The following is a 13,394-nucleotide window of genomic DNA, read 5'->3' as shown; positions in this document are numbered from 1 at the left end:
TATGAAACCTTTATACACAACTGCAGTTACTGCTGTTGGAGGACGCGATGGTCATGTTGCATCCGAAGACGGCGTATTGAAACTTGATGTACGTACACCTAAGGAGCTTGGAGGTGCTGGCGAAGCCGGTACTAATCCAGAGCAGCTTTTTGCTGCAGGTTATGCAGCATGTTTTGAAAGTGCACTAGGTCTTGTTGCAAGACAAAAACGTGTAAAACCAGAGCATACTGAAATAACCGCTCATGTAGCGATCGGCAAAGAATCAGATGGTGGATTTGGCCTTGAAGTAGAGCTTGTCATTACGCTTAAAGGTGTTTCAAGAGAACAAGCTGAAGAGCTGGTTCAGCTGGCACATCAAACTTGCCCTTATTCCAGAGCAACACGAGGCAACATTGATGTACAACTAACTATCGCATCCTAAAAAAAAAAGAGGCTGGGACATAACTAAAAACTCAGTTCTTAAAGCCGAATATTATTCTTGAACGCCGCTTCGGCAGAACACTCCGCTTTCCACGGGCACGGCCTCAGCCTCCTCGTGGAAAGTTCACCACTGCGGGGTCTTCAGCTCGCGCTGTTCCCGAAGGAGTCTCCGTGTTCCGCCTATGCTAGTATAGTGTACGAATTAAAAACCCGAACTTATGCAAACCTTCGTATGAAGATTTGTAATATAGTTCGGGTTTTCATCTAGCTAAAACACTTTTGTCCCAGCCTTTTTCTTTCATATATTACAGAACTTTAAGTGTATAGTGTCCTTACAAGCTAAAATTGTAAATACAGTTTATTGCTCGTTTAATCTCTTCGGCTTGTCTATTAGCTGCTGAATTATTCCCTGCATAATCTTGTCTCGGGTTGCTGTCAAGCTGCTTAAGTCGAGAACTTCATCTAATTGCTCGTTTAGGCTCTCATTCTTAAGCTCTTTTACTTCATTATGGATTTTCTCCATCTTATCATCCAGTGCTGACGCAGAATCAGCAGCTGCTTTTAATTCGCTTGCCAGTCGATTAGGTATGTCTTTCTCGTATTTATAGTAAATTTTGTGTTCCAGACTCGCCCAAAAATCCATAGCGATTGTTCTTATTTGAATCTCCACACACACGCTCTCTTCCCTATCTGACAAAAATACGGGTACTTTCACGATGAGATGCAAACTTTGGTAGCCATTTGGCTTCGGGTTTTTAATGTAATCTTTTCGTTCGATAACCTCGATGTCCTTCTGTTTTTCGATCATATCGCAGAGTGCATAGATATCTGATTTAAATGAACAAGTGATTCTGATTCCAGCAATATCTTTAATGTTTTCCTTTATTGCATCTAATGAAAAATCTATATTCTTTTTAAATATCTTCTTTAAAATACTTTCAGGAGATTTCAATCGGGAATTGCAGTGTTCTATCGGATTGTACTCATGAATAATAGAAAATTCTTCTTTTAAAATATTGATTTTCGTATTCACTTCATCCAGAGCGAATTTGTATACGGCGGTAAATCTTGTGAGTTCTGTTTTCAGTTCTTTAAGCTGCGATAAATTTTCATGTGTCAGTGACTGCATATTAAAGTTCCTTTCTACTTGCTCTACAAAATATTGTGGACAAACGACGGTAAAAGATTCTTCCTTCCCCACTTCCATTTTAACAGGATAGGTAACGATTTTTAGAATCTCTTTATGAACATTGTTCGTTATAAGAAAAAAGACGCTCTCGTGAGAACGTCTCTTTCTTTTACACTCAGCTTGATTTTCTTTCTTTTTCTTTCTCGTGAAGAAGTGCTTCTCCTTCTATGTCAATGTTCGGTAGAATCTTATCGAGCCATTTCGGCATATACCAAGCAGCATTGCCCATTAAGGACATAACAGCCGGCACGATCGTCATACGAACAACAAAGGCATCAAATAGGACACCAAATGTCAGCGCCATCCCGATTGATTTGATCATCGCATCAGGTGTAACCATAAAGCCGACGAATACTGACATCATGATCAACCCAGCTGCAACGACGACCTTACCGCTATCTCGCATACCTGCTAGTATTGCTTCTTTTGGATCACGAGTTTGAGAATATATTTCCCTCATCCGGCTTACGAGGAATACTTCATAGTCCATCGCCAAACCGAATAGAATTCCAATCGCAATGATAGGCAGGAATGCAAGTATCGGACTTTCTCCTGGGAATCCGAACAAGTTGATCATGTTCCCGTCCTGAACAACAAACGTTACAAACCCTAATGTTGCACCGATAGAAAGCAGGAATCCTAAAACTGCTTTAAGCGGCAGAAGAATCGATCTGAATACTAATACAAGAAGGACATATGCAAGCCCTACGATTAGCAATGCGAAAATTGGTAGTGCATCATTCAGTTTCTGTGCAATATCAATATTGACGGCAGCAGTACCTGTAACAAGCAATTCCATATCTTCATTGGACAAGTCTCTGATTTCATTTACGATATCTTTTGTTTCCTGGTCATTTGGCCCAGTTTCCGGTGTCACACTGATGATAAATACATCACCAGCTTCATTCGGCATTGCTGGAGTGACAGTTTTTACATCATCAAGCTCACTGATATCTTGGCTGACAGCTTGTAAATCCTGCTGGACTTCTTCGGCATTCTCATCTGCATCAATTTTTGCTGCAACTACTAAAGTAGAATGGAAGCCTTCACCATAAGCATCTGCCTGTATATCGTACGCTTTTCGTTCTGTTGTATCTTCTTGTTTGGCTGTTCCATCATCCGGCAGGCCTAGATTCATATGAGTGAATGGAATAGCAATAATCAAAAGTATTGCTACAGAAAGGAACGTAACAAGCCATGGACGTGTAGTAACAAATTTACCCCATCTATTATTACTAGGCTTCCCTTCTGTTGTACCCGTGATTTTCTTCAGGAATCGGTTTCCTTTAGAAGGTGCAATTCTGTGCCCTAGCATCCCTAGAACTGCTGGAAGTACCGTAATCGATACTATTACAGACAATAGAATACTGATGGAAGCAGCTACACCCATTACTGTTAAGAACGGAATTCCAGTTACTGCAAGACCCAAGAGACCAATAATAACTGTTAAGCCTGCGAATACAACAGCGCTTCCGGAAGTACCAGTCGCTATTGCCACTGATTCTTTAACCGAATGACCTTCAGCCAGCTGCTGTCTGAATCGTGTCATGATGAACAATGCGTAATCAATTCCGACCGCAATACCGAGCATTGCCGCCAAAGTCAACGATACGTTTTGCATTTCAAAGAAGTTGGAACCGATCACGATTGTCAACAAGCTAATTCCGAGTCCAATCAACGCAGATAGAATTGGCATACCTGCTGCTAGGAAGCTAGTGAACGTCACCGCCAGCACAAGGAAGGCAACAATGATTCCGACGATCTCGCCAGCACCCAAATGCATGCCGGAAAATTCTACGTCACCAGTTAGTTCCGTCTGAATTCCCGCATCGCGAGTCTCTTCAACTTTCTCCGTCACATTATCGATTGACTTCTGTGATACTTCTGCTGCTTCATCTTTAAACGCAACAGTTCCGTAACCAACCGTTTTATCTTCATTTAGATTCTGAAGCTGAACTGGTGTTGCAACTGCGACAACATCCGAATCATCTTCTTGAATACTATTTAGCATATCTGTAATAACTTTATTAGATGCTTCGGAATCGAGTGTTTCATCATCCGATGCTTTGAATACAACCTGAACTTGCGCTCCTGATTCTGAATCAGGGAATGCTTCTCTCAGCAAATCATTGGCTTCTTCAGCAGGCGTATTCGGAATACTCAAGTCTTCGTTAAATGCCGTTCCTAAACTAACAGTTACGATAGCTAAGGCGACAAGAAGAGCCAACGCTCCGAACACCACGCTCTTTTTATAATTTACTGCCCATTTCCCTAACCTATATAAAAGTTTCGCGATTTTAATCTCCTCCAATGTCGTGAATTGCATACAATCGTGTTTAGCAGGAAGGATGCTGAGATCACAATGCATTTGACTCTGCTGTGACGTTCAGATAAACTTGCTCCATCATTAAAGCTAACGTTTGTACTTACATTTGTAAGTATACTAACGTATTAATATCTTTCAATAATTATGTGATAAATTGAACATAAAACGAACAGAACGAGGGGAAGTGTTAGCTTTTGAGGAAATCCAGACAGGATAGTTTGTATTCGCAGCAATATATCATGGAAGCTTTAGATCAATTATTGGAAGAAAACGATCTGGAAGATATCACGATAACGGAGATTTGCAAGAAAGCCGGAGTTGCCAGGGTTACTTTTTACAAGTACTATCACACAATTTATGATGTAATAAATGCATCCGTGGAAGCAGGTATAAAAAAAGCTATTGAGCAGCTTTCTAATATAAACCCTCAAGACAATATACAAGATGTAATTACAGACATCATCGCAGGGATAGCTGCAAGCCCGACTTCGCTGCAACGTCAAATAAACGCTAATACACATGGCGTGGTGCTTGATTATTTTGTGCACGCAATTAACCTCCTTTCACAAGCTGATACAGTCTTTAGCAAGAAGCTGAGCCAGGCAGAGGTGTTATTCATAGCAGGCGGTATGTTCAGCATCATCACCCATTGGTTCAAGAATGACTTGCAAGAGTCCCCTCGTTCTGTTGCGGCAATGATAACCGATGTCCTCCCAAGTTCAGCTTTGAAGCAATGAAAAAAAGAGAAAGGGCAGCAGCCTTTCTCTTTTAGTATATAAATTATATCAATAACCTTAATCTTTGACTGATTCTATCCAATCCTCTTTAAGTCGATTGACATCCGTGCGTGGAGGAAAACCATACATCCTTGCATACTCCCTGCTAAAATGCGAGACACTTTCGTACCCTACTCGCAATGCCGCATCTGTAGTATCTGCATCTTCATATAACAAAAGCTGCCGCGCTTCCTGAAGCCTTATTTGCTTCTGAAACTGGATTGGGCTCATAGCCGTAACTTCCCTGAAATGCCGATGAAGCGATGATACACTCATTCCTGCTATTTCAGCAAGCTCCTCTATTCGGAAGGATTGATCATAATGACTTCTTATATGGTCAATCACATCACGAATACGCTGAGTGTAACTGCCTTGAACGGCCATTTGGGCCAGAGTACTGCCATGTTTTCCTTGAAGTACGCGATAAAGGATTTCTTTCTTAATTAAAGGCGCAAGTACAGGGATATCCTCTGGCTTCTCCAGCAAATTAGCGAGTCGGACAGCCACATCCAATATTGATGCTTCAATTTCATTCACGTACATACCTCGCTTTGGATCTTCTCCAAAATCGAAATGTATAGCAGCCTCCTCCATTACCTCCAATATTTCAGCTGGTGTAAATTCCAGTTTCAAAGCCAAATAAGGAGCAGAACCAGAGGCTTCCAAAATTTGACCGGATACAGGCAGATCAACCGATGCTACCAGATAATGATTCGGACCATAAAGAAAGCGTTCCTGACCTAAAAGAATTTCCTTTTCACCTTGCACAATAATGCAAACAGAAGGTTTATAGACTCTGTGTACCGGCCCGTAAGTACTCGTATGATGAATGAAAAACAATGATGGTATATTGGTTTCGCAAATACCCTCTCTTGGTGCAAATTTATTGATCACTTCGGCAAGTGTTGTTTGCTTTTCTGACGTAGCATCCGTCATAAAACCTCCTCCTTTTCCACTTCATCTTTGTAATAGTATAAATCATTTCTTTTCCTTATCGGTACTAGTGACACTATTAGGCATGTAAATGATACGAATTGGATAACGCTTCTATGCTTATTCACTGCATAATAAAGCAGATAAATACGAGTTAGGAAAGGAAGATATACATTGCAGAAGCGCAAACTTGGAAATAGCGGTATTGAAATTTCAGCTATTGGACTGGGCTGTATGGGAATGAGTTATGGATATGGTCCCGCATCTGACCGAAATGAGATGATTGCTGTTATAAGAAATGCAGTGGAACAAGATGTGACTTTCTTTGATACAGCAGAAGTATATGGTCCATATATAAATGAAGAACTTGTCGGAGAAGCATTACTTCCTTATCTAAATCATATCGTAATCGTCACGAAATTTGGTTTCAATATTCAGGATGGCAAACAAGCCGGTATGAACAGTCATCCGGAACATATTAAACAATTGGTAGAACAGTCTCTTAAGCGCCTTAAAATAGATGCAATCGATCTCTATTATCAGCATCGCGTCGATCCCGATGTACCAATCGAAGAAGTAGCGGGTGCTGTGAAGGATTTGATTCAGGAAGGTAAAGTAAAGCATTGGGGATTGTCAGAAGCAGGCGTTCAAACAATCCGCCGAGCACATGGTGTACATCCGCTGGCAGCAGTCCAAAGTGAATATTCCCTATGGTGGCGACGTCCTGAAGAAGCATTGCTGCCAACTCTGGAAGAACTCGGGATTGGATTCGTCCCATTCAGTCCTTTAGGCAAAGGATACCTAACTGGCCGATTCAAAGCTGATAGCACATTTGCCGAAAATGACCTGCGCAACATTCTGCCGCGATTTACACCAGAAGCATTGGAAGCAAATCAATCTATGGTGGAACTGCTGGAAGATGTAGCTCGGCAAAAGAATGCTACTCCGGCGCAAATCGCGCTCGCTTGGCTTTTGGCACAAAATGACTGGATCGTACCGATTCCAGGTACCACCAAAAGAGAACGACTGACTGAAAATCTGGGAGCTGCAGCTATTGATTTATCTGCCGATGAATTAAACCAAATTGATACAGCAGCTTCAAAAATTGAACTGATGGGAGAACGCTACCCAGAAGAGCTCGAGAAAAGAACAGGTTTGTAAGATCAAAGGATTATCAGAGCCCTTTCTTTGGGCTCTGACTATCATTTACTATTTTATAGGAGTCACTGATAATGCTTAAAAAAAACTTTTATGTCACAATTGAAACCGGATTTGCGCGGCATGCTGCTGGATTGGTCAGCATTGCGGGAAGTTTCTCTTCCAGTATAAATATTTTGTATAAAGGGCAATCCGTTTATTTAAAAAATGTTCCTGAATGTATCATGCAGGTCATGAATCTTGGTATTAGTACACACAGTTGCTTTAAAGTGACAGCAGATGGGACAGATGAAGCTCAGGCTATAACAGCTATAGCCGATCATTTATTAAGTCTGAATACAATGCATGCAATCACTTATAAAAAATAATTCTATCAACGTTGTATCACAACATACTGCCGTTCACACCACCTGAATTTTCGAGCCAGATCAGCTACCTGATTTTCCTTGCTGATTGGAAAAGTTGCTCCTCCAGTTATGTATAGACCAGAATCCAAATGAATCACTGTATCACAAGCTGTACGGCGGGCAGCATCTTCCTCACCATCATAACAAGAGTACAACTCTATCTTCTCCCCAACCCATAGCCGCTCCTCTACAAATCGGAAAAGAGCTTCATAAGCAAGCCTTTCATCAGGACAATCTAATTCATATACAAACTTATTTGTAACATGCGGTATAGTGAGATCCCTCCTGCGCTCAATCGTAATACCAAGATAATCATCTTTGGTCTTATATATAAGCCAGTATTTCTGGCCCTTGATCTCATGCATCTGTCTAAAATAGACTTTTCTCAGCTCGTTTTCACCTATTTCTTCAGCAAGAACCCACATTGGATTACTGCCATATTCCCCTTGCTGAAGTCTTTTATTAGCAACAAGATAGTGTTTTTCTGTCATATTAATCCACCCATTCCTTCGTTCATCTATCACCTACTATACTGGAAACATGCTATACTAACAGCACACTATAACAAGCTATAACACATAGGAGCAGTATAGATGATTACTATTAATAAAAATGAAGCTATTCCGCTTTCTAAGCAAATATATGTTTCTTTCGTCGATAAAATCCGATCTGGTCTACTAACAGGCGGTACGAAACTACCTACAGTCAGACAGCTTGCAAAGGATATCGAGGTTAGTCTTGTAACTGTGATGAAGGCGTACAAACAGCTTGAAGAAGATGGATTCCTGGAATTGAGCAAAGGTAAAGGCACGTATGTAAAAACTCAGCAACATTCCGAACCTAGTAAAACAGGACATGATTTTGACTGGCAGCTGAGCATTCCCGATTATTTGCACCGTTCCCAATATGCTCGTTTTCAGGATTCGGATGCAAGTTACCATTTCTCCTCTTCGATGATTGATCCGGCATTATTCCCGAATCAATATATGGATCAGCTGATTGCACAAGTATTCATGCAAAATCCTCGTATTCTTTCGCAGTATGGCGGCATTCAAGGAGACCTGGCATTACGCGAGAAAATGGTACAAAACATGGAGAAATCCAAAATTACCACTACGCCAGAAAATCTTCTCATCACAAGCGGATCCCAGCAAGGTATTGACCTTGTCGCTCGTACATTTATCGGGCATGGTGATGTTGTCATTATGGAAGCACCAACTTATCCAGGTGCCATTGATGTCTTCCGCAGCCGCGGTGCAACAATCCTTACAGTTCCAGTTGATGAAGATGGCATGCGAGTAGATATGCTGCATAGTTTGTGTGAAAAACATAAACCAAAGCTAATTTATACAACTCCGACATTCCATAATCCGACCGGCACTATCATGCCGCTGCAGCGTCGTAAAGTGCTGCTCGATATCGCCGAAAGCCATCATTGTTTGATCATGGAGGATGATCCTTTCAGCGATATCTATTTTGACCGCAAGCCCCCGCTGCCTATCAAGAGTATGGATAAAACAGGGCATGTTATTTACTTAAAAGGTTTGAGCAAAACAATCGCACCTGGATGCCGAATCGGTCTTATAGCAGCATCAGGATCAATTTTTAAGCGGCTGTATGCAGCAAAAGCAAACATGGATCTCGGCAGTCCGCTTCTGCCTCAAAAGGTAATTCTTCCATTAGTGGATTCCACTAAAATGGAACAGCATTTAAAACGACTGCGAGCTGCCTTAAAGAGTCGTCGGGATACCGTTCTGGCAATACTGACAGAACAGGCACCATCTGGCGTTACATGGCATATTCCGAAGGGCGGCTTGAATGTCTGGATTCAGCTGCCCGCTTGGCTGGATAGTAACGTCCTTTTATATGAAGCTAATAAGCGGCATGTCTCCTTCCTAACAGGTTCGGCTTGCTTTGCTATTGAGAATGAGCATAGTACATTCCGCCTCAGCTACTCCTATGCAAATGAAAAGCTATTACGCGAAGGCGTTATGATTCTCTGCGATATTATGCAGGCAATGCAGCCTGCAAGCTCTTCTTCACCTACTTTTTAAAAACAAGACGAGAGTAGCCCCTGTTCCTTTGGTAACAAAAAGCTATCCGAATCGGATAGCTTTTAACCAAGAAATAGATCCAAAATATTACTGCCTTCTGAGGATTGCTTATTATAAAATTCCGAATAACCACATTGTGTACACGAAATCACCAAAAATTGATTGTGCTGTACATCAAATAATTTTGATAGACCAGTCCCTGTCATCGCAACTTCCTTTTGTGAAACCTCCGTACCGCCGCATTTTACACAACCTCTTTCACGCATGTATGCCACTCCCTTTATCTTTTCTCTTTTATACGTAGAAAGGATATTACAAGTTTCAACTTATTACCAGATGATTACATAAATGATATAATATGATATTCAATAAATTTAATATACATTATGAGACACAAAGTGAGTGAGAATATGAAAAAAGCAGTAGTTGGTATTCTGATAGTTTGTTTATATTGTTTTCCTTATGTTTATAATTCCATGTATCAAGATTTTACTTATCGCTCTATGCTTGGGTATTTAATTATGCTTGTGGCGACTTTACTTCTTCCTTTTTTCGGGAAACTTTTTAGTCATCCAATCTATCTACTTATTGGTAATATATTATCGGTAATAATATCATTTTATTTCATTAATGAAATGTCATGGAATGAAGACTGGGGCGGCTATTTTAAGCCTCTAACTCCAAATCAGCTATTAATTTTTGCTAGTGTTTTATTTTTAATTCCTCAGTTCATCGCTATGCGGTTAGCTAAGAAGTTAAAAGATAAAGCTAAAGGGTGAAGTTGCCTATTTCTTCAATATTTATTAACCATAGAAATGAGGAGTCAGTTCAATGAGGCTGACTCCTCTTTTATTTACTATATTTCTATTATTCCTGTTATCGCGTGCCCATCAAAGAACCACGCATATTTCATTATTGCAGAGGGCTTAAGAATGATGTTTAACCGTTGTAGTATTAGGAAAATTATTAAGGACTTATTCATTTTACAATCAGACTGAATAATAACTCTTCACTTATGACTTAACGTACATATTTTCTAGCTAGTAACTTATTATCCTACATACATAAGGGGAATCACACTATGAGGAAATTAAAGCACAGCATAGCAGCTATTGGTTTATCATCTCTACTTGTAGCTGCAGGTTGCAGTAACGATGATTCAAACGGCGATGATTTTAGTGAAAATGTTAACTACACTATTAGCGGAATCGAATCAGGCGCGGGAATTATGCAAGCAGCTGATAGAGCGCTAGATGAATATGATTCACTGGAAGGTTGGACATTATTACCATCTTCTACTGGTCCAATGGCAATCGCCCTTGATAATGCTATTAGAGATGAAGACCCCATTATAATTACAGGATGGACACCACATTGGATGTTTGCTAAATATGATTTGAAATATTTGGAGGATCCAAAAAAAGCGCTCGGCGAAACGGAACACATCAGTACAATGGCGCGTGAGGGGTTAGAAAAAGATAATCCCGATGCATACAAGTTGCTGGATCAATTTAAATGGTCAGTGGAAGAAATAGAATCTGTCATGCTGGAAGCGAGTGAAGAAGGTGACCCCGAAGCAGCTGCTCGTAATTGGATAGAAGATAACCCAGACAGAGTTGCTGAATGGACTAATGGAGTTGCTGAAGGAAACGGGCAGGAAATCAGCCTTACATACACGGAGCAGGATACAGAGCTAGCATCAACGAATGTCTTGAAACACGTATTTGAAGATTTGGGATATGAAGTCACTATCACTCCTGTAGACATAGCTATAATGTGGCAGTCAGTCGCTACAGGAGAAGCTGATGCCACGTTAGGCGGATGGCTGCCAACTACTCATGGAGATTTGTATAATGAATATAAAGATCAATTAGTAGACTTAGGTGCTAATCTAGAAGGCGCAAAATTAGGTTTGGTTGTCCCAAGCTACGTTGAAGCAGATTCTATTGAGGATTTAAAACCCAAAGAATAGTATATAGACAAAAAAGAGGAATCTGTCCTAAAGGGACTGATTCCTCTTTACATTTATTTATTTGTGCGCTTCAGGATGCTCTTATAATGAGAAAAAGTATCAAAGCTTGCTTTACCGTGATATGCTCCCATACCGCTTGCACCGACTCCTCCGAATGGAAGATAGTGAGAAGTCATATGGCTGATTGTATCGTTGATTGCGCCACCGCCAAATGAAATGCTGTTTAAGATTTCATCCTGAAAACTTTCATCTTCCGAGAACAGATAAAGTGCAAGTGGTTTAGGTCGTTTCACGATTCGATCTACCATGTCAGTTGGATCGTCATATGTGATAACCGGTAAGATCGGTCCAAAGATTTCATCCTGCATAATTGGATCGTCCCACGAAATAGAATCAAGAATTGTTGGTTCAATAATAAGCTGAGAACGGTCGGATTGTCCGCCTGCTGCAATTGTTCCGTTATTCAAGAAGCCTGCAAGACGATCAAAATGTCTTTCACTTACCACATGCCCAAAGTTAGGATTTTGAACGATGTTTTCTCCGTACGTTGCAGTGATGACTTCTTTCAGTTTTTCCAACAATGTTTCTTTCACACTGCTATGAACAAGAAGGTAATCCGGTGCAACACATGTCTGCCCGGCATTGGCAAATTTGCCGCGAGCAATTCGCAAAGCTGCTTCATCCAAATTCGCATCCTTATGGACGATCGTCGGACTTTTACCACCAAGCTCCAATGTCATAGGCGTCAAATGCTTAGCTGCAGCTTCTGCCACGATTTTACCGACGCCAGTGCTTCCTGTGAAAAAGATGTAGTCAAAGTCTTCTTTAAGAAGTGCAGTACTTGTTTCTACTTCCCCTTCAACAACACTCAAATATTCTTCCGGGAAGTTATCATTGATGATTGTTGAGAGTATTGCTGACGTTTTGGGCGTCAATTCAGATGGTTTCAATACAGCGGTATTCCCTCCTGCAATCGCCCCTACCAATGGGGATACTGCCAGCTGGAATGGGTAGTTCCATGGTGCAATTACTAGCGCAGATCCATAAGGTTCTGGCTTGATGAAGCTTTTTGCTCCTTCATGAGAAGCTGCTGTAGGCACTTCCTTTGTTTCTGCCCATGACTCCAGATTCTCTAAAGTGAAGTTAATTTCAGCTAAAACAAGACCAACCTCGGCACGTTTAGCTTCCATTTCAGATTTGTTCAAGTCCTGCTTCACTGCGTCCAGAATGTTTTGTTCATGCTTTTGGATTAAATCTTTCAATCTATTTAGTGTATCTATACGAAATTGTACTTCCTTCGTTTGTCCGCTTCTGAAGAAAGTACGCTGTTTCATCAAAAGGTCTTGATAGTTCTCCATCTTAAACTCTCCTTTGCAATAATGAGATGATTCATTCAATTGCATACAATTAGTTGACGTATCAAATATTCAACGAGAAAAAATATAATACACAGCAGAATAGATTGCAAGAGATACGAATTGGAGATACAAAGGGAAAATAAACCACATAACATACAAAAAAAGAAGATCACCAAATGATCTTCTTTTTTTTGTGAATACTATTAAGCTTATACAGCAGTATTTTTTACCATTTCAACGAAATAACCTATCAACCGAGTATCTGCAGTAAGCTCCGGATGAAATGCAGTCGCCAAGTAGTGCCCATCTCTTGCCGCTACAATCCGGCCTGTATCTTCACTAAGCACTTCAACTTCTGGTCCTGCCTCAAGAATATAAGGCGCCCGGATAAATACAGCAGGGAAATCCTGTGCCACTCCTTTGATTTCAAGATCTGTTTCAAAGCTATCCACCTGACGGCCAAAAGCATTTCGTTCTACTGTCACATCCATCAAACCAAGATGACTCGTCTCCTGGTTGTTAATGCGTTTTGCCAGCAGAATCATGCCTGCACACGTACCAAATATCGGCTTTCCAGCCGCACCAAAAGCTTTTAACGGCTCCAGGAAATCATAGCGATCAATTAGTCTGCGCATCGCAGTACTCTCACCGCCTGGGAGAATCAATCCATTCAATTCTGCCAGCTGCTCCACCCGTTTGACTAGGATTGCTTCTGCTCCAACCGCTTCTACTGTCCGTGCATGCTCCTGCACTGCACCTTGAAGTGCTAAAACACCAATTTTCATCGAGCAGTTCTCTCCT

General features: G+C 40.9%; 14 protein-coding genes. 7 read left to right on the top strand and 7 right to left on the bottom strand.

Translation table 11 applies throughout. The features are described from left to right. Position 1 precedes the first annotated feature (1 nt). Positions 2 to 421 carry an organic hydroperoxide resistance protein gene (locus GZ22_RS04155; protein ID WP_038559014.1) on the top strand — a complete coding sequence of 140 codons (420 nt, stop codon included), beginning with the start codon at positions 2 to 4 and terminating at the stop codon, positions 419 to 421. A 357-nt stretch (positions 422 to 778) separates the two neighbouring features. Here GZ22_RS04155 and GZ22_RS04150 read toward each other — a convergent pair whose 3' ends face one another. Then, positions 779 to 1,549: a GTP pyrophosphokinase gene (locus GZ22_RS04150; protein ID WP_038565586.1), complete on the bottom strand. Its 771-nt coding sequence runs from the start codon at positions 1,547 to 1,549 to the stop codon at positions 779 to 781. A 175-nt stretch (positions 1,550 to 1,724) separates the two neighbouring features. Next, positions 1,725 to 3,905 carry an MMPL family transporter gene (locus tag GZ22_RS04145; protein WP_038565584.1) on the bottom strand — a complete coding sequence of 727 codons (2,181 nt, stop codon included), beginning with the start codon at positions 3,903 to 3,905 and terminating at the stop codon, positions 1,725 to 1,727. Positions 3,906 to 4,174: 269 nt separating this feature from the next. On the opposite strand from GZ22_RS04145, the gene GZ22_RS04140 reads away from it, so the two are divergent. Then, on the top strand, positions 4,175 to 4,672 hold the full coding sequence (locus GZ22_RS04140) for a TetR/AcrR family transcriptional regulator (RefSeq protein ID WP_123921884.1): 498 nt from the start codon (positions 4,175 to 4,177) through the stop codon (positions 4,670 to 4,672). A 57-nt stretch (positions 4,673 to 4,729) separates the two neighbouring features. Here the strand turns inward: GZ22_RS04140 and GZ22_RS04135 are convergent, their stop codons facing one another. Next, positions 4,730 to 5,647: an AraC family transcriptional regulator gene (locus GZ22_RS04135; RefSeq protein WP_038559009.1), complete on the bottom strand. Its 918-nt coding sequence runs from the start codon at positions 5,645 to 5,647 to the stop codon at positions 4,730 to 4,732. 171 nt (positions 5,648 to 5,818) lie between these two features. Here GZ22_RS04135 and GZ22_RS04130 point away from each other — a divergent pair, with 171 nt between their 5' ends. Together GZ22_RS04130 and GZ22_RS04125 are read left to right on the top strand one after the other, a co-directional pair. Further along, positions 5,819 to 6,805 (top strand): aldo/keto reductase, encoded by a 987-nt coding sequence (locus GZ22_RS04130; protein ID WP_038559006.1) that lies wholly within the window; start codon positions 5,819 to 5,821, stop codon positions 6,803 to 6,805. 71 nt (positions 6,806 to 6,876) lie between these two features. After that, positions 6,877 to 7,170 (top strand): HPr family phosphocarrier protein, encoded by a 294-nt coding sequence (locus GZ22_RS04125; protein WP_038559003.1) that lies wholly within the window; start codon positions 6,877 to 6,879, stop codon positions 7,168 to 7,170. A 5-nt stretch (positions 7,171 to 7,175) separates the two neighbouring features. Here GZ22_RS04125 and GZ22_RS04120 read toward each other — a convergent pair whose 3' ends face one another. Beyond that, positions 7,176 to 7,700: a hypothetical protein gene (locus GZ22_RS04120; RefSeq protein ID WP_038559001.1), complete on the bottom strand. Its 525-nt coding sequence runs from the start codon at positions 7,698 to 7,700 to the stop codon at positions 7,176 to 7,178. A gap of 102 nt (positions 7,701 to 7,802) precedes the next feature. On the opposite strand from GZ22_RS04120, the gene pdxR reads away from it, so the two are divergent. After that, a complete protein-coding gene (gene pdxR / locus GZ22_RS04115) occupies positions 7,803 to 9,263 on the top strand; it encodes a MocR-like pyridoxine biosynthesis transcription factor PdxR (protein WP_038558998.1) in 1,461 nt (486 codons plus the stop codon). Positions 9,264 to 9,325: 62 nt separating this feature from the next. Here the strand turns inward: pdxR and GZ22_RS04110 are convergent, their stop codons facing one another. Beyond that, a complete protein-coding gene (locus GZ22_RS04110) occupies positions 9,326 to 9,529 on the bottom strand; it encodes a zinc ribbon domain-containing protein (RefSeq protein ID WP_038558994.1) in 204 nt (67 codons plus the stop codon). Between the two features lie 144 nt (positions 9,530 to 9,673). Here GZ22_RS04110 and GZ22_RS04105 point away from each other — a divergent pair, with 144 nt between their 5' ends. Both GZ22_RS04105 and GZ22_RS04100 read left to right on the top strand, forming a co-directional pair. Further along, a complete protein-coding gene (locus tag GZ22_RS04105) occupies positions 9,674 to 10,042 on the top strand; it encodes a hypothetical protein (protein ID WP_038558991.1) in 369 nt (122 codons plus the stop codon). A 302-nt stretch (positions 10,043 to 10,344) separates the two neighbouring features. Further along, positions 10,345 to 11,235 (top strand): glycine betaine ABC transporter substrate-binding protein, encoded by an 891-nt coding sequence (locus GZ22_RS04100; RefSeq protein WP_038558988.1) that lies wholly within the window; start codon positions 10,345 to 10,347, stop codon positions 11,233 to 11,235. Positions 11,236 to 11,288: 53 nt separating this feature from the next. Here GZ22_RS04100 and GZ22_RS04095 read toward each other — a convergent pair whose 3' ends face one another. Both GZ22_RS04095 and pdxT read right to left on the bottom strand, forming a co-directional pair. Continuing rightward, positions 11,289 to 12,593 (bottom strand): aldehyde dehydrogenase, encoded by a 1,305-nt coding sequence (locus GZ22_RS04095; protein ID WP_038558984.1) that lies wholly within the window; start codon positions 12,591 to 12,593, stop codon positions 11,289 to 11,291. A gap of 209 nt (positions 12,594 to 12,802) precedes the next feature. Further along, positions 12,803 to 13,378 carry a pyridoxal 5'-phosphate synthase glutaminase subunit PdxT gene (pdxT, locus tag GZ22_RS04090; protein WP_038558981.1) on the bottom strand — a complete coding sequence of 192 codons (576 nt, stop codon included), beginning with the start codon at positions 13,376 to 13,378 and terminating at the stop codon, positions 12,803 to 12,805. Positions 13,379 to 13,394: the final 16 nt, after the last annotated feature.

Origin of the sequence: Terribacillus saccharophilus (assembly GCF_000725365.1) — a bacterium.
GTDB lineage: Bacteria > Bacillota > Bacilli > Bacillales > Amphibacillaceae > Terribacillus > Terribacillus saccharophilus.
The sequence above is the reverse complement of the archived record's forward strand: the minus strand, read 5'-3'. Positions and strand labels throughout refer to the sequence as shown.